The sequence below is a fragment of the Chitinimonas arctica genome (assembly GCF_007431345.1).
Taxonomy (GTDB): domain Bacteria; phylum Pseudomonadota; class Gammaproteobacteria; order Burkholderiales; family Chitinimonadaceae; genus Chitinimonas; species Chitinimonas arctica.
In genome coordinates this window covers 4566054-4587341 of sequence record NZ_CP041730.1, presented here as the reverse complement: position 1 = coordinate 4587341, position 21288 = coordinate 4566054, and the positions used below count along the sequence as shown (strand labels likewise).

20 protein-coding genes are annotated in these 21288 nt (G+C 61.8%); 9 read left to right on the top strand and 11 right to left on the bottom strand.

Features of this window, described 5'->3' with window-relative positions:
* Positions 1-38 precede the first annotated feature (38 nt).
* Positions 39-452, bottom strand: coding sequence for an RNA-binding S4 domain-containing protein (locus FNU76_RS20935; RefSeq protein ID WP_144280002.1), 414 nt, complete (start codon positions 450-452; stop codon positions 39-41).
* Positions 436-1230, bottom strand: coding sequence for an SDR family NAD(P)-dependent oxidoreductase (locus tag FNU76_RS20930; protein ID WP_144280001.1), 795 nt, complete (start codon positions 1228-1230; stop codon positions 436-438). Before FNU76_RS20930 ends, FNU76_RS20935 begins: the two co-directional genes overlap by 17 nt.
* A gap of 193 nt (positions 1231-1423) precedes the next feature.
* On the opposite strand from FNU76_RS20930, the gene msrB reads away from it, so the two are divergent.
* The 5 genes from msrB (at position 1424) to FNU76_RS20905 (ending at position 5943) form a co-directional block, all read left to right on the top strand.
* The gene (gene msrB / locus FNU76_RS20925) at positions 1424-1831 is read left to right on the top strand and encodes a peptide-methionine (R)-S-oxide reductase MsrB (RefSeq protein ID WP_144280000.1); all 408 of its coding nucleotides are present in this window, start codon (positions 1424-1426) and stop codon (positions 1829-1831) included.
* 35 nt (positions 1832-1866) lie between these two features.
* The gene (gene rfaD, locus FNU76_RS20920; RefSeq protein ID WP_144279999.1) at positions 1867-2862 is read left to right on the top strand and encodes an ADP-glyceromanno-heptose 6-epimerase; all 996 of its coding nucleotides are present in this window, start codon (positions 1867-1869) and stop codon (positions 2860-2862) included.
* Positions 2862-3317 carry a recombination regulator RecX gene (recX, locus tag FNU76_RS20915; protein WP_144279998.1) on the top strand — a complete coding sequence of 152 codons (456 nt, stop codon included), beginning with the start codon at positions 2862-2864 and terminating at the stop codon, positions 3315-3317. Before rfaD ends, recX begins: the two co-directional genes overlap by 1 nt.
* Positions 3310-3690, top strand: coding sequence for a VanZ family protein (locus FNU76_RS20910; protein ID WP_179958226.1), 381 nt, complete (start codon positions 3310-3312; stop codon positions 3688-3690). The genes recX and FNU76_RS20910 overlap by 8 nt, the downstream gene beginning before the upstream one ends.
* Before the next feature lie 171 nt (positions 3691-3861).
* Positions 3862-5943, top strand: coding sequence for a prolyl oligopeptidase family serine peptidase (locus tag FNU76_RS20905; protein WP_144279996.1), 2082 nt, complete (start codon positions 3862-3864; stop codon positions 5941-5943).
* 106 nt (positions 5944-6049) lie between these two features.
* On the opposite strand, the gene FNU76_RS20900 is transcribed toward FNU76_RS20905, so the two are convergent.
* The 4 genes from FNU76_RS20900 to FNU76_RS20885 are packed head-to-tail and all read right to left on the bottom strand — an operon-like array spanning position 6050 to position 8815.
* A complete protein-coding gene (locus FNU76_RS20900; RefSeq protein ID WP_144279995.1) occupies positions 6050-6544 on the bottom strand; it encodes a disulfide bond formation protein B in 495 nt (164 codons plus the stop codon).
* Positions 6545-6577: 33 nt separating this feature from the next.
* Positions 6578-7096: a FlgO family outer membrane protein gene (locus FNU76_RS20895; RefSeq protein ID WP_144279994.1), complete on the bottom strand. Its 519-nt coding sequence runs from the start codon at positions 7094-7096 to the stop codon at positions 6578-6580.
* 2 nt (positions 7097-7098) lie between these two features.
* Positions 7099-7659: a hypothetical protein gene (locus FNU76_RS20890; protein WP_144279993.1), complete on the bottom strand. Its 561-nt coding sequence runs from the start codon at positions 7657-7659 to the stop codon at positions 7099-7101.
* Positions 7649-8815, bottom strand: a complete 1167-nt coding sequence (locus tag FNU76_RS20885) for a patatin-like phospholipase family protein (protein ID WP_223879122.1) — start codon at positions 8813-8815, stop codon at positions 7649-7651. The genes FNU76_RS20890 and FNU76_RS20885 overlap by 11 nt, the downstream gene beginning before the upstream one ends.
* 180 nt (positions 8816-8995) lie before the next feature.
* Between FNU76_RS20885 and guaB the strand changes: the two genes are divergently transcribed.
* The 3 genes from guaB to FNU76_RS20870 all read left to right on the top strand — a co-directional run bounded on the left by guaB (position 8996) and on the right by FNU76_RS20870 (position 13784).
* Positions 8996-10459: an IMP dehydrogenase gene (guaB, locus tag FNU76_RS20880; protein ID WP_144279991.1), complete on the top strand. Its 1464-nt coding sequence runs from the start codon at positions 8996-8998 to the stop codon at positions 10457-10459.
* Positions 10460-10795: 336 nt separating this feature from the next.
* A complete protein-coding gene (locus FNU76_RS20875; RefSeq protein ID WP_144279990.1) occupies positions 10796-11599 on the top strand; it encodes a DUF3800 domain-containing protein in 804 nt (267 codons plus the stop codon).
* A 202-nt stretch (positions 11600-11801) separates the two neighbouring features.
* Complete coding sequence (locus tag FNU76_RS20870; RefSeq protein WP_179958225.1) at positions 11802-13784, top strand: O-linked N-acetylglucosamine transferase, SPINDLY family protein; 1983 nt, start codon at positions 11802-11804, stop codon at positions 13782-13784.
* A 93-nt stretch (positions 13785-13877) separates the two neighbouring features.
* On the opposite strand, the gene FNU76_RS20865 is transcribed toward FNU76_RS20870, so the two are convergent.
* Positions 13878-14345 carry a thioredoxin family protein gene (locus tag FNU76_RS20865; protein ID WP_144279988.1) on the bottom strand — a complete coding sequence of 156 codons (468 nt, stop codon included), beginning with the start codon at positions 14343-14345 and terminating at the stop codon, positions 13878-13880.
* A 214-nt stretch (positions 14346-14559) separates the two neighbouring features.
* Between FNU76_RS20865 and FNU76_RS20860 the strand changes: the two genes are divergently transcribed.
* The gene (locus FNU76_RS20860) at positions 14560-16125 is read left to right on the top strand and encodes an NlpC/P60 family protein (protein WP_144279987.1); all 1566 of its coding nucleotides are present in this window, start codon (positions 14560-14562) and stop codon (positions 16123-16125) included.
* A gap of 179 nt (positions 16126-16304) precedes the next feature.
* Here the strand turns inward: FNU76_RS20860 and sucD are convergent, their stop codons facing one another.
* The 4 genes from sucD to odhB form a co-directional block, all read right to left on the bottom strand.
* The gene (gene sucD / locus FNU76_RS20855) at positions 16305-17192 is read right to left on the bottom strand and encodes a succinate--CoA ligase subunit alpha (protein ID WP_144279986.1); all 888 of its coding nucleotides are present in this window, start codon (positions 17190-17192) and stop codon (positions 16305-16307) included.
* 28 nt (positions 17193-17220) lie between these two features.
* A complete protein-coding gene (gene sucC / locus FNU76_RS20850; protein WP_144279985.1) occupies positions 17221-18393 on the bottom strand; it encodes an ADP-forming succinate--CoA ligase subunit beta in 1173 nt (390 codons plus the stop codon).
* 72 nt (positions 18394-18465) lie between these two features.
* Positions 18466-19902, bottom strand: a complete 1437-nt coding sequence (gene lpdA, locus FNU76_RS20845) for a dihydrolipoyl dehydrogenase (protein ID WP_144279984.1) — start codon at positions 19900-19902, stop codon at positions 18466-18468.
* Positions 19903-19984: 82 nt separating this feature from the next.
* A complete protein-coding gene (gene odhB / locus FNU76_RS20840; protein WP_144279983.1) occupies positions 19985-21229 on the bottom strand; it encodes a 2-oxoglutarate dehydrogenase complex dihydrolipoyllysine-residue succinyltransferase in 1245 nt (414 codons plus the stop codon).
* Between the last annotated feature and the right edge of the window lie 59 nt (positions 21230-21288).

Sequence of the window (21288 nt, the reverse complement as noted above, 5' to 3'; positions counted from 1 at the left end):
TAGGAGAGAAGTGTGGTTGCCTGACCGCAATCGGCGGCTCAGTCCTGCTGTTTGCGCTGGAAAAAGTGCAATTGCCGACGCCATTTCTTGGTCGGCCGACCGCGGACATCGGGATGGTCGAAGACGGGCTCCAGCGCGCGGGCTTGTTGGTTCCGGGCGCGTTCGGCCACGCTGGCTTCGGTTTCCGCATACAGCAGGCGTGCTTCGCCGGCCGGGCCGCGCCGCTCGCTTATGGCAAGCACGGTCAGTTCGAACGCATCCGCGGCGGTACGGATATGCAGCCGGTCGCCGACCTTGACGGTGCGGGCCGGCTTGGGGCGCTCGTCGTTGAGCCGGACATGGCCGGCGTCGATGGCCGCGGTGGCCAGGCTGCGCGTCTTGAAAAAACGCGCGGCCCATAGCCATTTGTCCAGGCGGACAGGCGCGGTGGCGTGATCAGCTGGCGGATTCATCGTCCGGAACGACAGTGTCCGACAGTTGCGCATTGAAATACAGGGTCTGCCCGCGCACTTCGGCGGCGGCCGGACCCATCAGCCACAGGAAGGCCGGCGCCATATCAGCCGCCAGCGGCAGCGCATCCAGATCTTCGGCTGGATGGGTCTTGGTACGGAAAGGGCTACGCACCGGACCGGGAATCAACAGATTGACGCGGGGGAAGGGCTGCTTGTCCCATTCGTCCGCCGCCACCTTGGCCAGGGCGGCCTGGCCGGCACGGCTGGCGGCGAAACCACCCCAATAGGCCTTGGGGTCGAAAGCATGCTGTTCGCCGACGAACAATACCGCGCCGTCGTCCGCGCGTTTCAGCAGCGGTAGGCAAGCCCGGCTGATGGCAAAAGGCGCGGCCACATTGACTCGGTACATATCCATCCACTCTTCCAGCTTCTGGTTGACCAGCGGCGAGAGATGGTTGAACCCGTTGGCACAGTGAACAATGCCATCCAGCCGATCGAACTCCTTCCAGAGCAGATTGGCCAGGTTGACGCAATCCTGGTCGCTCATCTTGGCCATATCCAGCGGGATGGCGGCGGGCTTGGCGCCGCCGGCGGACTCGATGGCGTCATAGACGCGGGCCAGCTTCTTTTCATTGCGGCCCAGCAGGATCACCGTCGCGCCATGCGCCGCGAAAGCCATCGCGGCGGACTCGCCCAAACCCTGGCCGGCCCCGGTCACCAGGATAACGCGGTCGCGCAGATAATCGGCGGGGGCGTGGAAGTCTTGCCAGGGCTGCATATCGGTTCTCTAATGGGACGGTGAACAAAGCGCCGGCGGAGCAACCGCGGCGATCCGACGAAGGCGGCTAGTTTAACATGACGCCCAGGCCCGCAATCGGCGTGGCGACACGCTTGCAATCCTGGCGTGCAACCCCAGCTACATTCCGATAAGCACCGGCAACGGCCGGATCCGCACCGCCGAGGAGCAGACCATGAGCAAGACAAGCAAATCCGATGCCGAATGGCGCCGGCAATTGAGCGAAACCCAGTACCGCGTAGCCCGGCAGGCCCATACCGAACCGCCTTTCAGCGGAATCTACTGTGACACCACCACCGAAGGCACCTATAAGTGCATTTGCTGCGGCACACCCTTGTTCGAATCGACCACCAAGTTCGACGCCGGCTGTGGGTGGCCCAGCTTTTGGCAGGCCTTGCCAGGCAAGGTGGCGGAGAAACGCGACCTTAGCCACGGCATGGTACGGGTGGAGATACTCTGTGCCGAATGCGATGCCCACCTGGGCCATGTCTTCCCGGATGGTCCGGGGCCGGAAGGACTGCGCTATTGCGTGAACTCGGCCTCCATCGATCTGGAACCCACCAAAACGTCCGGGCAGCGGTAAAATCGCGGCAATCTTTTCCGGATCGGAATTTCACCATGTATATCGTCGTCACCGGCGCAGCCGGCTTTATCGGATCGAATATCGTCAGGGCGCTCAACGCCCGCGGCATCAGCGAGATCATCGCGGTCGACAACCTCAAGCAGGGCGATAAGTTCAAGAACCTGGTCGATTGCGAAATCGCCCACTACATCGACAAGGATGACTTTATCGAACAGCTGGATGCCGGCGACTTCGATAACGACATCAGCGCCATCCTGCACCAGGGCGCCTGCTCCGACACCATGGAGCAGGACGGCCAATACATGCTGGACAATAACTATCAATATTCGCTGGCCTTGCTCGACTACTGCCAGATCGAAGAGATCCCCTTTATCTATGCCTCCAGTGCCTCGGTCTACGGCGCCGGGCGGGTGTTCCGCGAGGAACGCGAGCTGGAGGGGCCACTGAATGTATACGGCTACTCCAAGTTCCTGTTCGACCAGATCGTCCGCCGCCGCTGGGACGACCTCAGCTCGCAAGTGGTCGGCCTGCGCTATTTCAATGTCTACGGCCCGCGCGAAAACCATAAGGGCCGCATGGCCTCGGTCGCCTGGCATCACTTCCAGCAGTATCGCGAGCAGGGCAAGGTCAAGCTGTTCGCCGGCTGTGATGGCTATGCCGATGGCGAACAACGCCGCGACTTCGTCTCGGTGGAAGACGTGGTCAAGGTCAACCTGCATTTCCTGGACAACCCGAAGCAGTCCGGTATCTTCAATCTGGGCACCGGCCAGGCGCAAAGCTTCAACCAGTTGGCCGCCGCCAACGTCAACGCCTGCCGCCGCCACGAAGGCAAAGAAGCCCTGCCGCTGGCACAGCTGGTAAGCGAAGGCATCATCGAGTACATCCCCTTCCCGCCCGCCCTGCTGGGCAAATACCAAAGCTTTACCGAGGCCGATATCAGCCGCCTGCGCGACAGCGGCTATGAGCAACCCTTCCTGGATGTCGAGGCCGGCGTGTCGCGCTATATCGACTGGCTGTACGAACGCGCTTGATGGCTGATATACGCAGCAAGGCGCTCAAGCTGCTGTCGCAACGGGAGCATACCCGCCTGGAATTGCGGCGCAAATTGGCCGGTGGCGAGGAAAGCCGCGAGGATCTCGATGCCCTGCTGGACGACTTCGCCGCCCGCGGCTGGCAATCCGACGCGCGCTTCGCCATCGCCTATGTCGATGCCAACGCCGCCCGCTTCGGCCGCTTTCGGCTGGAGAACGAGCTGCAGCAACGCGGGGTAGCAGAACCGTTGATCCGCGCCGCATTGGCGCAATTGCCGAGCGAGGATAATGAACTCAGCCGCGCACGAACGGTCTGGCTGAAGAAGTTCCGGCAGCCGGCGTCGGAACCGGCGGAACGGGCCAAGCAAGCCCGCTTTTTGCAAACCCGTGGCTTTAGCCACGACATCATCCGGCGCGTGATAACCGGATGGAATGAAGAGGATTCGAATGACTGAACACTGGCGCATTCCGGTCGACAGGGTGATCCTGTTGGCCAGCATAGGCGTGGGACTGGCGATTACCGTCGGTTCGCTTATGCCTGGCCCGCCGGTACCGGATGTGGAAAACGGCGACAAGCTGATGCATCTTGGCGGCTATGCCGCGCTGGCAGCCTGCTGGAGCCTGGCCTTGACCGGCCGGCGCGGCTACGTCCTGTTGGGCAGCATGCTCTTTGGTGTATTGATCGAATGCCTGCAAGGCCTGACCCCCTATCGCAGTTTCGATATGATGGACATGCTCGCCAACGGCTGCGGCGCCCTGCTGGGAACCGCCTTGATGCAACTTGCCGCCCCCTTCCTGGACCGGCGCACCCGCTCTCACGCCTCCTGAGCAACACCACACCCCCCGCGCTTCCCCTCCCCTCTTCATCCGCCCATACAACAGTCCATCGCATAAACTCGCCGTCGCTCGCGCGGCTTGCTTATTCTCGCCAGGCTGTTGGGCTACCCGCCCCCTGACCGCGCCCAGCCGGCGCTGCCCTAGGACATAACGAGGAGAACCATGAACAAGTTCCTGCTTTCGCTCGCGCTTACCAGCGCCAGCCTGCTTAGCCAAGCCGCCACCCCGGACCGCTTCCAATGGCTGGAAGACGTGGCCGGCCCCAAATCGCTGGACTGGGTCAAGGCGCAGAACGCCACCAGCCGCGCCATGCTGGAGAAGGAAGCCGGCTTTGAACCGCTGCGCGGCCAGGTGCTGGACATCCTCAATTCCAAGGCGCGCATCCCTTACGTCAACAAGATGGGCGAGCACTATTACAACTTCTGGCGCGATGGCGAGCATCCGCGTGGCTTGTGGCGCCGTACCACGCTGGCCAGCTACAAGACGGCCGAGCCGGAATGGGAGACGGTGCTGGATCTCGACGCACTGGCCAAAGCCGAGAACGAAAACTGGGTCTACAAGGGTGGCGACTGCCGCTACCCGGCGCACGACCGCTGCCTGCTGGAACTGTCGCGCGGTGGCGCCGACGCCGTGGTGGTGCGGGAGTTCGATCTGATCAGCAAGAGCTTCGTCAAGGACGGCTTTACCCTGCCGGAATCCAAGACCCAGGTGAGCTGGCAAGGCAAGGATGCCATTTTTGTTGCCACCGACTTCGGCAAGGGTTCGATGACCGATTCGGGCTACCCCCGCGTGGTCAAGCTGTGGCAGCGCGGTACTCCGCTGGGCAATGCCAAGCTGGTATACGAAGGCAAGCAGGCCGACATTTCCTCCTCGGCCGTGGTGGCGGAACGGGAAGGCTATCGCTATGAACTGGTGCGCCGTGGCGTGACCTTCTACACCAGCGAAACCTGGTTGCGCGAAGGGGAAAAACTGAGCCGTATCGCCGTGCCGGATGATGCGGAAGTGTCATTCTTCGGGCCGCAGCTGGTCATCAGCCTGCGCGAGCCATGGCAAGCCGGCGGCAAGACCTGGCCGGCCGGCAGCCTGCTGGCCACCGATTTCGCCGCCTTCCAGGCCGGCAAGCGCGAATTCACCGCGCTATTCACCCCGACCGATACCACCGCGCTGGATCGGGATGGCTTTACCCGGACCAAGAACTATTTGGTGTTGAGCGTGCTGGACAAGGTCAAGGGCCGGATCGAGGAATGGCGATTCGAGCAAGGCAAGTGGCAGAGCCGCAGCGTAGCGGCCCCCTCCTTCGGCAGCCTGGGCGTCACCGCGGTGGATGAGGACGAGTCCGACGACTACTTCCTGACCCATGTCGACTTCCTCACCCCCGACACCCTCTATCTGGCCCACGCCGGCACGGATGAGCGCGAACTGCTCAAGCAGCGCCCGGCTTTCTTCGACGCCAGCAATTTCGAGATCGCCCAAGACGAAGCGACCTCAAAGGACGGCACCAAGATCCCCTACTTTATCGTCAAGCCGAAGGGCATGGTGCTCGATGGCAGCAATCCCACCCTGCTGTACGGCTATGGCGGTTTTGAAGTGAGCATGACCCCCTGGTATTCGGCCGGCGCCGGCAAGGCCTGGATCGAAAAAGGCGGCGTGTATGTGGTCGCCAATATCCGTGGCGGCGGCGAATTCGGGCCGCGCTGGCACCAGGCGGCGCTGAAGGGCAACCGGCAGCGTGCTTACGACGACTTTATCGCGGTGGCGGAGCAATTGGTCGCCCGCAAGATCACCCAGCCGAAGAAGCTGGGCATCATGGGCGGCAGCAATGGCGGCCTGCTGATGGGCGTGATGATGACCGAGCGTCCCGATCTATTCGGCGCGGTGGTCTGCCAGGTACCCCTGCTGGACATGCAGCGCTATAGCAAGCTACTGGCCGGTGCTTCGTGGATGGGCGAGTTCGGCAATCCCGACAAGCCTGCCGAATGGGCCTTTATCCGCAAGTACTCGCCTTACCATAACCTGAAAAAGGGTGGCCAATACCCGAACATCCTGTTCACCACCTCGACCCGCGACGACCGCGTCCATCCAGGCCATGCCCGCAAGATGATGGCCAAGATGCAGGCCATGGGCATCAAGAACACCTGGTACTACGAGAATACCGAGGGTGGCCATGCCGGCGCGGCGGACAACAAGCAGAAGGCGGATATGACCGCATTGGAGTACAGCTTCCTGTGGAAGATGCTGAAGTAAGCGCGACACCTCCAGCCCTTTGAAAAACAGCCGCCCCGCCAGGTCAATTGGCGGGGCGGCTGTTTTTTGGGCGATCAGGCGAAGGGCGCGAATCCGTCCACTTGTCTCATGGCTTGCGTTTACGCGCCAACAGGATCGCAGCCACCACCAGACCGGCAAAGCAGAGGCCGGTCCAGCCGGGCAAGGACAGCCCCAGCAAGCGCCATTCGATGATCGCACATTCGCCACTGCCTTTCAGCACGGTCACGGCCACCTCGCCCCAAGGGGACTTCTCCAGCATCTGGAAGACACCGGCGCCACAGCTGGGCAGATATTCGGGCGGCCAGTACTGCAGCACGGTATGCCGCACGGCGACACCCAGCCCGGCCAGCCCCAGCAGCGCGCAAAGCCCGGCGTAGACCCGGTGGCGCCATACCCCCGGACCGTGCAGGGCGCCCAGCAAGGCGACCGCGCCCACCGCTACGACGAAAACCCGCTGAAACATGCACAGGGGACAGGGATTCAAATACTGGTAGTGCTGAAGGTAAAGGGCAAAACCCATCATGCCCGCGCAGGCGAGGGAAATGGCTAGGAAGCCGATACGGTAATTCAACTGGGTCATGGCAATGGGAGGAGGTGTAGGAAAGGGAAGGAGTCAGACGGCGTCGTCGGAGACGAACATCGCCCGAGTGGTATCGTCAAGGTCGATGGCCAGGTCATGGGCAGCCAATACGCGGTTATCCAGCGGCCGTACCACCTTGAGGTTAAGAAAAATCTTGTCCTGGGTCACTGCATAGGTTCCTACCACGACGGCCTGCACATTGTGCGCCTGGCTGATGTCTTTGACCTCGCGCGACAGCAGAAGTTCACCTCGCCCTTCACGCACGAACACACTGCCGCGCAGTTTGAGCTCGATAATGGGGTAGCGATGATAGAGCAGGCGGCTGGCCACCTGTTCGGCCAGCATACGGCCGAAAGTCGAAGTCGTGGTCAATTGATCGATATTGACGAAGGTAGCGACAATCACCGGCTGGTCCACCTTGACGATGGGATAAGCCATGGCCGCCAGCCTATCGGCGGCATCATAGCTGGCGCGGATCAGCGGATTCTTGGCCCCTGCCTGGTAGCTGGCACAGGCGGACAACAGCAGGCAGCAAAGCAACAGGGCGCGCATGCTCAGGCCCCCGTCACATTGATGCGCTTGACCGGCGTGGGCGGATCGGGCGGCGCGGGAGGTGGCGGCAATAGCGACTCGTCATAGAGTTTCACATCGGCCTGGTCAACGGCATAAGCCTCGGTACCGCGGAACAGGTAGCGGCTGCCGTTGCCTATGGCCGTGGTCACCACCACTTGCAGGCCGCTGGCCAACCGTACCGACTGCACATCGGCGTCCAGCATCAGCATGCCCTCACCCTTGCGCTGCGCCACGGTCAGGCCGAGCTCGGTAAGATTGCTTTGCAGATACTGGCGCAAGGCCAGCGCGAACGGGGTGGGCTTGGCGGGTTCGCTGACGAAAATCGGTTTCTGGCCCATGTCCTTCAGCTGCGAGGCACGCTGCGACATGCGAAAAGCGGCATCGCGCGCCAATTCGCCCCAATCGGCCGGCGCGCGCAATACCTTGGTACCGGGCGGCACCGCGACCGCGGCCAGCTTGCCGCGCGGGAAGCCGGCGCAGGCAACCAGTATCGATAGCAGGGAGAGCAAAGCCAGGCGGCGGAACACGGCATCAGTCCTCATGGGGCGCAAGCGCGGCTGGATCATAGCCGAGAAACCGCACGATGTCGTCGCGCCGACGCATCGCGTCGTTATAACCAAGTTCGATCAAATCTCGGGTGTAATGCCGGTGGAACAGCAGATAGGAGGTCAGCACCGAACCCTGCCGCTTCAAGGCGCCCAAGCCTCCCAGTACAAAGCGCAGCGTCCAAGGGAAATGTCCGGTGTGGCGGGAGGCGATCTGCTCCAATGGCTTCGAGGGCGAAATGACCAGCATTTCCACCTTTTTGAGATTCACCCCGTCTTTGCGCCTTTCCTCCGGAATAAACGAAATCGTGTGGTTCACCCGGGTGATCCGTTCCAGATCCACCTCCATGCCGTCGATAAACACGCTATTCATCAGATGGCCGGCCACCTGGGCCAGGGTTGGATAGGTCGGTACATACAAGCGTTCGGTGCTCGGTTCGCGCGCGGTCGAAACACCCACCACCAGCACCTTGTGGGCGCCCAGGTGCAGTGCCGGACTGATCGGCGCCACCTGCCGTACCGAACCGTCGCCAAACCATTCACGGTTGATGCGGACCGCCGGAAAAACAAAAGGGATGGCCGAGGTCGCCAACAGGTGCTTGATCTCGATCTTGGAGCGGCAACCCAGCCGCTGTACCCGGTTCCACCCTTCCAAGCTGGACACGCCCTGAAAAAAGGATACCGATTGACCGGAGTTGTAACCCGAAGCGGTGATGGACAAGGCGGTCAAGGCGCCGGCTTCGATGGCCCGGTCGATATCGTCGAAATCGATCAGCCGCTGCAGCAGCCCGTCCAGCGGCGTATTATCGAGAAAGGAACGCGGATTGTGGCGGCCAAAGCCGCCAAACAGCAGGGAACTCACCCAATGCCCGAATTGGCGCAACATGGTGCGGACATCGGTGCGGTACACCTCGTCCACATGGAAGTTCTTCCAGACGTATTCAAGCTTGCAGACGCTCTTGCGAAACTGCCGCGCGCCGGCCGCCAGGGCAGCCGCATTGATTCCGCCGGCCGAGGTCCCGCAAATAATCTGGAACGGATTAGGCGCGTCCTTGGGCAGCATCTTGGCAATGGCGCGCAGTACCCCGACCTGATAAGCGGCACGGGCTCCCCCGCCCGACATTACCAGCCCGATAAGGTTGTTCGTTTCCAAACGCAGACCCTCTTTTTGGTTTTCGCTCGCCAACCTTGCACGCTCAGCATAGTGCATGGCGCGGCCGGCATACGCCGTGAATGGCTCTGCACGCGGTATTCCCGGTGTGAATTGTGCTTGTGGGTCGGAGCATTTGGCGAATTACGGTATAATCGATTTTTGCCGCAAAGGACTTAAGCAATGCGTGTCATTCAAAAAGCGCTGACCTTCGACGACGTCCTGCTCGTCCCCGCTCACTCCCTTGTGATGCCGCGCAATGTCGATCTCTCGACCCAGCTCACGCGCAATCTCCGCATCAATCTGCCGTTGATCTCGGCCGCCATGGATACCGTTACCGAAGCCCGTCTGGCCATCGCCATGGCTCAGGAAGGCGGCGTCGGCATCGTGCACAAGAATATGTCGCCCAAGCAACAGGCGGCGGAAGTCTCCAAGGTCAAACGCTACGAATCCGGCGTGGTAAAGGATCCGGTCACGGTTCGCCCCGATATGCTGGTGCGGGAAGTCCTGGCCCTGACCAGCCAGTACCGCATCTCCGGCCTGCCGGTCGTGGAAGCCAATGGCCAGGTGGTCGGCATCGTCACCAACCGCGACCTGCGGTTCGAGACCCGCCTGGATGCACCGGTTTCTTCCATCATGACGCCCAAGGCCAAGCTGGTGACGGTGCGCGAAGGCGCCAGCATCGACGAAGCCCGCGAGCTGATGCACACCCACCGCCTCGAGCGCGTGCTGGTGGTGAACGAAGCCTTCCAGCTCAAGGGCCTGATCACGGTCAAGGACATCATCAAGACGGTCGAGCATCCCCATGCGGCCAAGGATAGCCTGGGCCAGTTGCTGGTAGGCGCCGCGGTAGGCACCGGCGGCGATACCGAAGAGCGGGTTGCCGGCCTGGTCGAAGCCGGCGTGGACGTACTGGTGGTGGACACCTCGCACGGCCACAGCCAAGGCGTGCTGGACCGTATCAAATGGGTCAAGCGCAACTTCCCCGATGTGCAGCTGATCGGCGGCAATATCGCCACCGCTTCCGGCGCGCTGGCGCTGGTCGATGCCGGCGCCGACGGCGTCAAGGTCGGTATCGGCCCGGGTTCGATCTGTACCACCCGTATCGTGGCCGGCGTTGGCGTACCGCAGATCAGTGCCGTGGCCAATGTGGCCGACGCCCTGGCCGGTACCGGCGTACCGCTGATCGCCGACGGCGGCATCCGCTTCTCCGGCGATATCGCCAAGGCCCTGGCGGCCGGCGCGCATTGCGTCATGCTGGGCGGCCTGTTCGCCGGCACCGAAGAAGCACCGGGCGAAGTCGAACTGTACCAAGGCCGCTCCTACAAGAGCTATCGCGGTATGGGTTCACTGGGCGCCATGCAGCAAGGCTCCAGCGATCGGTACTTCCAGGACACCACCAGCAAGCCGGACAAATTCGTGCCGGAAGGCATCGAAGGCCGCGTACCGTACAAGGGCACGCTGACCGCCGCTATCCACCAGCTGATGGGCGGCCTGCGCTCCTCCATGGGGTATCTGGGCTGCGGTTCCATCAAGGAAGTGCACGAACGGGCCGAGTTCGTCGAGATCACCTCGGCCGGCATCCGTGAATCGCATGTGCATGACGTGCAGATCACCAAGGAAGCGCCGAACTACCACGTGGATTGAATTTATATATTTACGTGAGGCAAGAAACCCGCGACCCTTGAACTGTCCAAAGAAGTTGGGCGGTTAGGAAAGCGGATCAAGCCGCAAAGGGCTGAGTTCTGTACCGCACAGGACTCAGCCCATTTAGTTTTGTACTGATGACGCCATGTATTCTCTCGAACGTACCGGCCTGGATGTAACACGCATGGTTGATCAAAAAAGAGAAATAGCGTATGGTCAGGCCCAGGTTGGGAGCACCGACCAATGTTATCGCGGTGCGCTGAGCGATTGCCTCACCCAACTAACCGATATCGTCTAAAGGCCGCCTGGTGCGGCCTTTAGCTATATGGAGCGCTCGTGTACCTGCTCTATCTGGATGATTCGGGTTCCCCGACAGACAAGTCCCAGCAATTCTTTGTGATGGGTGGTATCTGTGTTTTCGAGCGACAGACGCATTGGTTGGATAACCATCTGACACCAATCGCTGCTCGCTTTGACCCTGCGCAACCAGAGAATGTGGAGCTCCACGCCAATCCAATGCGAAGCGGCAGTGACGGATGGAAGCGCTTCTCACCCAGTGACCGAGTCCAAGCAGTGGTGGATGCGCTACACCTCCTGTCCAGTACCCAACTGCGGGTAAAAGTGTTCGCCGCTGTCATCGAAAAACAGCTGGTCCCAAATTCGCAGCACGTCATACCTATGGCATTTGAAGCCGTAGCCACCCAGTTCGATGGCTATCTTGCTTCGCGATACCACAACAAAGGTGAGGCTGCACGCGGGCTGGTAATCTTTGATCGCGCAGACTTCGAGAATAACGTGCAGTTCCTCAGCCATCATTTTAAGCATGCAGGCCATGCAAATGGGAAATTGAGAAACTTTGCCGAGGTACCACTGTTCATTGATTCGAAAGCATCCAGATTGATCCAGCTTGCCGACCTCGTGGCCTATTGGATCTTTCGTCGCGATGAAGCACAAGATGCTCGGGGATTCGACCTGATTGCTCCCTATCTCCATTCCTATGGAGGGCAACAGCATGGCTTATGTGAGCATGTGTCAGCAGCAACGAAAGCGAAGTTGATGGACCTGCCTGCTCCCCAATATCCATTTCCCCAACCATCTGGACTGGGCGTAGTTTTGCCCCCTGTCCAACAGCAACATTAGCTTGAGGAAAAAAGCTGTCAGGGCCAAGCAATTCACTTCTCTTGGGATGAATGATCAGAAATTGGAGGATCTATTGATATAGGTCTGCTACGCAGGTATGGGCGCAGAATGTCACCTAAAAGGTTGGAGCTGTGTCCAATTTTTGGAGTACAACTCACCTGTCACTGAGTTTTTTTACGCCCGGGTGGCTAAAATCCGCGCGATGAACGCTTCTCTTTCGGACACCGAACTGCTGGACCTGGCCCGGCAACGCCAAGCGGCCGGCGACCACGCCGCCGCCGACAACTTTGCCGCCATGGTGACGGAGAAATATCCGGGCCGTGCGCAAGCGTGGCTGTTGCGCGCCCAACTGGCCTGGCAAGCCGGCAGACCGGCGCAGGCGGCGGAATGGGTAACACGGGCGCAAGGCCTGGCGCCGGAAGATGCGGACCTGCAGCTGGCATGCGGGGAGATCTGGCATGGGCTGGAGCGGCATCCGGCTGCCCACCTCGCCTACCGCCGGGCCGCCACCCTGCGGCCGGAATGGCCGCAAGCCTGGAATCAGCTGGGCATGCACGCCCACCATCTGGGCAAGGGCGAGGCGGCGGCGGCCGCGTATCGGCATGCGCTGCGCCTGGACGAGCGCCAGCCACGCGTGCACAACAATTACGCCGCCCTGCTGCAGCAAAATGGCATGGTCGCCCAGGCCATGCACCACTTCCGCCGCGCCATCGAGCTGGATCCGCAGTATGCCATCGCCTGGAAGAACTACGCCGCGCTGCTGCAGGAGCAATCGCTATACGCGGAGGCGCTGACCGCCTACGAGCGGGCCGCCATGCTGCGGCCCGACTATGCGGAAGCCATCTCGGGCGCCTTGCTGATGCGGCTGCATGGGCTCGAATGGGATGGCCTGGAGCGGAAGATGGCCGAGCTAGGCACGGCCTTGGCCGCCCATCCCGCTGCCCGCATCTCACCCTTTGCCATGCTGGCGCTGGATAGCGATCCCGCCCGGCAGCTGTCGATTGCCCGCCGCTGGGCCCGCAGCTACCGGCCCACGCCGCTACCGGCCCGCCCCACGGCCCAAGGTGAACGTATCCGCCTGGGCTACCTGGGCGGCGATTTCCATACCCATGCCACTGCCTGGCTAAGCGCGGGCCTCTTCTCCGGCCATGACCGTACGCGCTTCGAGGTTTTCGGCTACGACCACGGCGAAAACGATGGCTCCGCCCTGCGTGCCCGCCTGGATGCCGGCTTTGACCGATTCGTAGCGGTACGGCACCTGGATAGCCAGGCGCTGGCGCAACGCATTCGATCGGACGGCATCGATATCCTGGTCGATCTGAAGGGCTGGACCCGTGCCAGCCGCTGCGACGTACTGGCCTGGCGGCCGGCGCCGGTCCAGATGCATTACCTGGCCTACCCCGGCACACTGGGCGCCGACTGGTGCGACTATCTGATCGCGGATGCCACGGTAATACCACCGGGGATGGAACAGCATTACAGCGAGTCCATCATCCGCTTGCCGCACAGCTACCAGATCAACGACCGGGCACGTGCCATCGCACCTCCCTCCAACCGCCAGGCAGCCGGACTGCCCGAAGACGCCTTTGTCTTCTGCTGCTTCAATCAGCACTACAAGATTCTGCCCGGCCTGTTCGATCTCTGGATGCGGCTCCTGCGCGACACGCCGGGCAGCATACTCTGGCTGCTCGACGGACACCCCCGCCAGCGGCGCCGCCTGCAGCACGAAGCGGAACGCCGGGGCGTACCAGCCGCGCGCTTGATCTTCGCGCCGCCGCTACCGCAAGCGGAGCACCTGTCGCGCCTGGCCCTGGCCGACCTGGCGCTCGACACCCTCCCCTGCAATGCCCATACCACGGCCAGCGACGCTCTCTGGGCCGGCCTGCCCTTGCTGACCTGCACGGCGGACAGCTTCGCCAGCCGGGTGGCCGCCAGCTGCCTCCTTGCAGCCGGCTTGCCGGAGCTGGTCACCACCACGCTGGCCGACTATGCCGCATTGGCACGACGGCTGGCACGGCAGCCCGACGAACTGGCGGCATTGCGCAAGCGGCTGGCCAGCCAGCGCCTCGATTGCCCGCTGTTCGATACCGCCGCCACTATCCGCGCTTTGGAAGCGGGCTATGAGCATGCCTGGCAGCGTGCGTTGGCGGACCAGGCGCCGGCGGGGTTGGATGCGCCGGCCTAAGGTCAGACTTGGATGGGAAAAAACATGTTCCAAGCAATCTGTATAGTTGATGCCAAGGCGAAATTATCCGAACTTCTCCGGAATGTCCCCGGTTTACTTAGCCGGCTTGGCCGCCTCTTCAACGATGCGGTGAAAGAATCCATACACCCCTGCCGCGTCCATTCCCCTCGCATTGGCCAACTCGCCGGCCCGGGTGGCGTACAGGACCCGCTGATCCGGCGCCAATACCACCACGGCGGGTATGCCCTTCTTGATGGGATTGCCGTAGACCGTGTCCAGATCGAGGTTCTTGTCGAAGCGGCCGACATCGATCTTCACCACCTTGAACTCCTCGGCCATCAGCTTGGCGTTCCTGTCGGTCTTGAGTGAAGTATCCAAGGCCCGGCAGTCCTCGCACCAGTTGGCGCCAAATACCAGCAATACCGGCTTTTTCGCCTTGGCGGCCTCGATCAGCGCCTGTTTGACATCTCGCTTGGCATCGCTGGACTCGTTGTAGGGCATCTCGCCGGCGTGGGAATACAGGCCAGCCAGCAGGGAACACAGGACGAGCAGATTTTTCATGGCAAGAAATCTCGTTTAGGCCGGATGGCCGACGGTGAATTTGAGCGTATGCGGGGCCGTTTGGCAAGGCGTCTTACCCACGGCCGTTCGCACTGGCGGGGCCAGGCATCGCCAAGAGATGCGGCGGTTTTTGATAGTCACGTCTTTATGCGATAGCGCCCGGCAAAGCGAGCCTCCTCCATCGGGACCTAAACCCTGTTAGATGGAGACGAATATGTTGAAGACTCGCCGCTTGTTGGCAACGGCTTTTCGTCACGTAGCCATGCTGGCCATCCTCAATTACGCCACGCCGACCATGGCTGCCGAAAAGCTGTTGCTGCCATCACTATCCGTCGTGCCGAACGAGCCGGATCAAGCCGGTATCGGTCCGGGTGGTATTGTCATGCTGGATGCCGCCAACCTGGCTACGCTCGATGTCGTCCGGCAGCGCTTGCTGCGCGTGGCGGTGGACGGGGGGCACACCGATGAAATCCCCCTACCGAAAATAGCCGGCCAGGCCACTTCCCTGAAGGTGGAAAACGGCTTGCTTGCATTGCTTTCACGCCAGGGGGAAATACTGGCCGAGGTCGACACGGTAGCGGTCGCGGCGGGCGGGAAGATCGCCTGGCAGATCCCGCCACGCGATTTGCCGGCAGGCACTTACCTCGTGCGCCGCCAGCCACCCTCATTCAAGGTTGAACGTAGCAGCGACGGCACCCTGTTTACATCGGGCCGGGGCGCGGCTGGACGGGACTGGCGGGTGGGTCTACCTTCCCTGCTGGGCGGAAAAGCGGCTTCGGTAAATGGCGTACAAACACTTGCCGATGGCGCCATCCTGCTCTGGTGGGAGGAACTGTCCGAGCCTCGTCCCACTGCCTGGGTCGGACGCTTCACCCCGGAGGGACGGTTGTCCCGGTTGGTCCGCGTACCCACCGAGCTGGCCGAGCAACTCCCGGCACGGTATGTGGCCCTTGCGCCGGACGGCCGGGCCTATTTCCAAGGCGCCGCGGGCAAGCAAGCCTTCCTGCTGCCACTTGAGCTGACCTCGCCCGAGGACGCCGTGTTGCATCGGCCGGCGCCGCCCGTGGTGACGCCTCAGGACGAACAGCAATCGGACGATGAACTGGAGCAAGCCTTCCGCGAGCAGAGTGCGCAGGAGAATGGCGCGCTGCCGCCGCAGTCCTTGGATGGCTACCCGCCCCGCCCTCGCGGCGATGTACTGGCCGAGGCTTATCGGTATCTCAGCATGACCTGGGTACTGGGCGAACGAAACTATGCCCACCCCAACATACCCTCTGAATGCGATGTCGGGGCTGGCAAGTACTGGCAACGTCCAAAGCAGCTCGAGGGCCGCCAGGGCCAGGAGATTACCGCCATGCCCTACCAATGGGGTGGCGACAACTCGCCGGAGCAATTCCGGAAAAGGATCGCCAAGGGTGCGCTGGCCGGCGATATCTGTAGCTGCCGCGACCCGCACAGAAGGTTTTGCATCACGCGTATCGCAACCGGCGTGGATTGCTCCGGCTACGTCTCCAATGCATGGGGCATACCTCATCACACCACCGATGCGCTATTCAGGGTATCGACGCCGCTCCCCTCGCTGGAGGCCCTGGAACCCGGCGATGCCCTGGTCTGGCGCCAACACCATGCCCGGCTCTATATCGGCCGGAGCAGTGGAACGGATATCCGCTTCAAGATGCTGGAATCCTCGGTCAGTTGCGGGGGCGTTTGCGAAACGACCTATTCCGCGGTGGAGTTGGCGGATTACACGCCTATACGCTATCGGAAGATAGTGCCTTAAGGGAGCGGCAATCCTGAACGCCCACGCCGCTTTGATTCTTTTCACAGCGTTCGCTCCGATATTCATCACCACTCTTTGCCGCCCCCGCTGGATTCAAGCAGGCACGGAAGGCCGGGGAGAACCACAAACGGCAACGCCACCCTAAGGTGGCGTTGCCGTTTGTTACCGATACTGCCGTCTTACTTGATCATGCCCTTGCTTTTCAGCAGCTCGAACATGGTCTTGCCGATTTCGGCCGGGCTACGGGTGTAGGCGATGCCTGCACGCTCGAAAGCCGCGAACTTCTCTTCGGCCGTACCCTTGCCGCCGGAGATGATGGCACCGGCGTGGCCCATGCGCTTGCCCTTGGGGGCAGTGACGCCGGCAATGTAGCCGACCACTGGCTTGGTCACATAGGCCTTGGCGAATTCGGCCGCTTCTTCTTCGGCCGAGCCACCGATTTCACCGATCATGATGATGGCGTCGGTATCGGGATCGTCCTGGAACAGCTTGAGCGCATCGATATGGCTGGTGCCTGGGATGGGGTCGCCGCCGATACCGATACAGGTGGACTGGCCCAGGCCCAAGGCGGTGGTCTGCGCCACGGCTTCGTAGGTCAGCGTGCCGGAACGCGACACGATGCCGATACGGCCTGGATTGTGGATATGCCACGGCATGATGCCGATCTTGCACTCGCCCGGGGTGATGACGCCGGGGCAGTTCGGTCCGATCAGGCGGATACCGGCTTCATCGACAGCGCGCTTGACGTACAGCATATCGATGGTGGGCACGCCTTCGGTGATGCAGACGATCAGCTTGATGCCGGCATCGATGGCTTCCAGGATGGAATCCTTGGCGAAAGGCGCCGGTACATAGATGACCGAAGCGTCGGCCTGGGTTGCCTTGGCGGCATCGCGCATGGTGTTGAAGACGGGCAGGCCCAGATGCTCGCTGCCGCCCTTGCCGGGGGTCACGCCGCCGACGACCTTGGTGCCGACCTTCAGCGCCTGTTCGGCGTGGAAGGTACCGTTCTTGCCGGTGAAGCCTTGTACCAGCACCTTGGTGTTCTTGTTGACTAGAACGCTCATTGAATAACTCCTGATTCTGTGCGGGTGATTAAGCGAGCATGGCGACGGCGGCCACGATCTTCTCGGCGGCGTCGTTCAGGCCTTGTGCCGAGGTCAGCTTGAGGCCGGATTCGTTCAGAATCTTGGCGCCCAGCTCCGCATTGTTGCCTTCCAGGCGAACCACGACCGGCACGGTCACGTTCACTTCCTTCACGGCGGCGATGATGGCTTCGGCGATCATGTCGCAACGGACGATGCCGCCGAAGATGTTGATCAGCACGCCCTTGACCGATTCGTCGGCCAGGATCAGCTTGAAGGCTTCGATCACGCGTTCCTTGGTGGCGCCACCGCCCACGTCCAGGAAGTTGGCCGGTTGGCCGCCCTTCAGCTTGATGATGTCCATGGTCGCCATGGCCAGGCCGGCGCCGTTCACCATGCAGCCGATATTGCCTTCCAGGGCGACGTAGTTCAGATCGAACTCGGAAGCCTTCAGCTCGCGCTCATTCTCTTGCGACTTGTCGCGCAGCGCCACGATGGACGGCAGGCGGAAAGCGGCATTGGAGTCGATGCCGATCTTGGCATCCACGCAGCACAGGGTGCCGTCGCCACGGATGGCCAGCGGGTTGATTTCGAACAGGGCGAAATCGTTTTCCACGAAAGCCTTGTAGGCGCCCATCATCAGGCCGGTGAACTGCTTGATCTGCTTTTCGTCCAAGCCCAGCGCAAAGCCGGCTTCGCGTGCCTGGTAAGGCTGCAGGCCAACCAGCGGATCGACCACGGTCTTGATGATCTTTTCCGGGGTGTTGTGCGCGACTTCTTCGATTTCCACGCCGCCTTCGGTGGAAGTCATAAAGACGATGCTGCGGGTGGAACGGTCCACCACGGCGCCCAGGTACAGTTCACGCTGCACCGGATACATATCTTCGCATACCAGCAGCGAGCCGACCGGCTGGCCCTTGGCATCGGTCTGGTAAGTCACCAGACGCTTGCCCAGCAAGGTCTTGGCGACATCGGCAGCTTCTTCGGCACTCTTCACGACCTTGACGCCGCCAGCCTTGCCGCGACCACCGGCATGTACCTGCGCCTTTACCACGGCGAACTTGCCACCCATGGAACGGAAGGCGTTGGCGGTTTCTTCCGGCGTGTTGGCCAGAATGCCCTTTTGTACAGGCAGGCCATATTTCGCCAGCAGATCTTTCGCTTGGTATTCGTGCAGATTCATTATGTTTTCCCTTTTTGAGAGATTTGCTTGATAGGGCGGCAACCGACCAAGGTTCCCGCCCTTTAAAATCGTTCAGCTATGCAGGGTACGGCCGTCACAGCCCAGCGCCGCTTCGTGCAGCGCTTCGGACAAGGATGGATGCGCGTGAACGATACGGGCGATGTCTTCAGACGAGGCGCTGAATTCCATCGCCACAACCGCTTCCGAAATCAGTTCGGAAGCGAATGGACCGACGATATGGACGCCCAGGATGCGGTCGGTCTTCTTGTCGGCCAACATCTTGACGAAGCCCTTGGCCTCGCCCAATGCCAGCGCGCGGCCATTGGCCGAGAACAGGAATTGCCCCTTCTTGTACTCGGTGCCTTCGGCCTTGAGCTGCTGCTCGGTCTTGCCCACCCAGGCGATTTCCGGACTGGTGTAGATCACCCACGGCACGGTATTGAAATCGACGTGCGGATGCTGGCCGGCAATACGCTCGGCCACCGCCACACCCTCTTCCGAAGCCTTGTGCGCCAACATCGGGCCACGCACCACGTCGCCCACCGCCCAGACATTGGGCAGGTTGGTACGGCAATCGTCGTCCACTTCCACCTGGCCGCGCTCGGTCAGTTTCAGGCCGACGGCGTCGGCATTCAGGCCGGCGGTATTCGGGATACGGCCGATGGAAACGATCAGCTTGTCGTAGACCGCCTTCTGCTCGGCACCGGCGGCATCGACGTAGTTGACGGTGACATCTTTCTTGCCGACCTTGATCTCACCGATCTTTACACCGGTATTGATCACCAGGCCGGTGTCCTTGGTCAGGAATTTCAATGCTTCGCGTGCGACCTGGTCGTCGGCGGCGCCGAGGAAGGTCGGCATGGCTTCCAGCACGGTCACTTCCGAGCCCAGACGCTTCCAGACCGAACCCATTTCCAGGCCGATCACGCCGGCGCCGATCACGCCCAGACGCTTAGGCACGGCGGGGATGGCCAGCGCACCTTCATTATCGAGCACCAGCTTGTTATCGATGGTCACGCCGGGCAACTGGCGCACGCTTGAGCCGGTGGCCACGATTACATGGCTGGCTTCGATCAGTTCGGTCTTGCCGTCGGCCAGCTTGGCTTCCAGCACATACTTGTCGCCATTCTTGGACTTGAAGGCGCCGGTACCGTGAAAACTGGTCACCTTGTTCTTACGGAACAGGAAAGCAATACCGCCGGTGTTCTTGGCGATGATCTCTTCCTTGCGCTTGAGCATCTGCGCCACATCCATCTTGACCGTACCGGTGCTGATGCCATGGTCGGCAAAGCTGTGGGCGGCATGATGGAAGTTCTCGGACGATTGCAGCAGCGCCTTGGAGGGGATGCAGCCGACGTTCAGGCAGGTACCGCCGAGGCTTTGCTTGCCTTCGGCATTGCTGGTGGCATCGATACAGGCTGTCTTGAAGCCGAGTTGGGCGGCGCGGATGGCTGCGACATAACCGCCGGGTCCGCCGCCGATCACGACGACGTCGAATTGTTGGGACATAGATTTCACCAATACGTAAGGCGGGCCTGGCCCGCCGTTGCAATCGGGCGGGCTAAGCCCGCCCCCGGCCGCTCGGGACCGATCAGATATCCAGCAACAGGCGCGCCGGGTCTTCGATGGCTTCCTTGATCGCCACCAGCGACAGCACGGCTTCGCGGCCGTCGATGATGCGGTGATCGTAGGACTGGGCCAGGTACATCATCGGCAGGACCACCACTTGGCCGTTTTCGACCATGGCGCGTTCGCGCGTGGCATGCATGCCCAAAATGGCGCTTTGCGGCGGGTTGATGATAGGCGTGGACATCATCGAACCGAAGGTACCGCCATTGGAGATGGTATAGGTGCCACCGGTCAGCTCATCCATGGTCAGCTTGCCTTCCTGCGCGCGCTTACCGAAATCGGCGATCTGCTTTTCGATCTGCGCCAGGCTCAGCTGGTCGGCATTGCGGATCACCGGCACCACCAGGCCGCGCGGGCTACCCACGGCCACACCGATATCATAGTAGCCGTGGTAGACGATATCGCTGCCATCCACCGAGGCGTTGACGATGGGGTACTTCTTCAGGGCGTGTACGGCAGCCTTGACGAAGAAGCCCATGAAACCCAGCTTGATGCCGTGTTCCTTTTCGAACTTGTCCTTGTAGCGGTTGCGCAGTTCCATCACCGGCTTCATGTTCACTTCATTGAAGGTGGTGAGGATGGCGGCGGTGGCTTGCGATTCCAGCAGGCGCTCGGCCACGCGTTGGCGCAGGCGCGACATCGGCACGCGCTGCTCGGCGCGGTCACCCATGGCGGGTGCGGCGGCGGCCGGGGCAGCTGGCGCGGCCGGCTTGGCGGCAGCCGGCTTGGCAGCGGCAGCCACGACATCTTCCTTCAGCACCCGGCCATCGCGGCCAGTGCCCTGGACCTTGGCAGTATCGACGCCGGCATCGGCGGCGGCCTTCTTGGCGGCCGGCATCACGGCGGTGCCGAAACCAATGGCGTTTTCCGGTACGCCTGCGGCGGCGGCTGCTGCTGCCACGCGGCTCGGCTCGGCGGCAGCGGCCGGAGCGGGAGCGGCGGCGGCAGGTGCGGCAGCGCCAGCCTTGGCTTCGGTATCGATGGTCGCAATCAATTCCTGGCTGACCACGGTCGCGCCATCGCCCTTGACCAGGCTGACGATCACACCGGCTTGCGGGGCGGGCAGTTCCAGAACCACCTTGTCGGTTTCCAGGTCGATCAGGTTTTCATCCCGCTCGACATAGTCGCCTACCTTCTTCTTCCAGCTGACAAGGGTGGCTTCGGATACGGACTCGGGCAGTTGGGGGACTTTGACTTCGATCAGCATATTATTCGGCTCCGTTGGCGGCCTACGTTGGGTTTGTGGGTTGGCTGGAGCGGCGATCC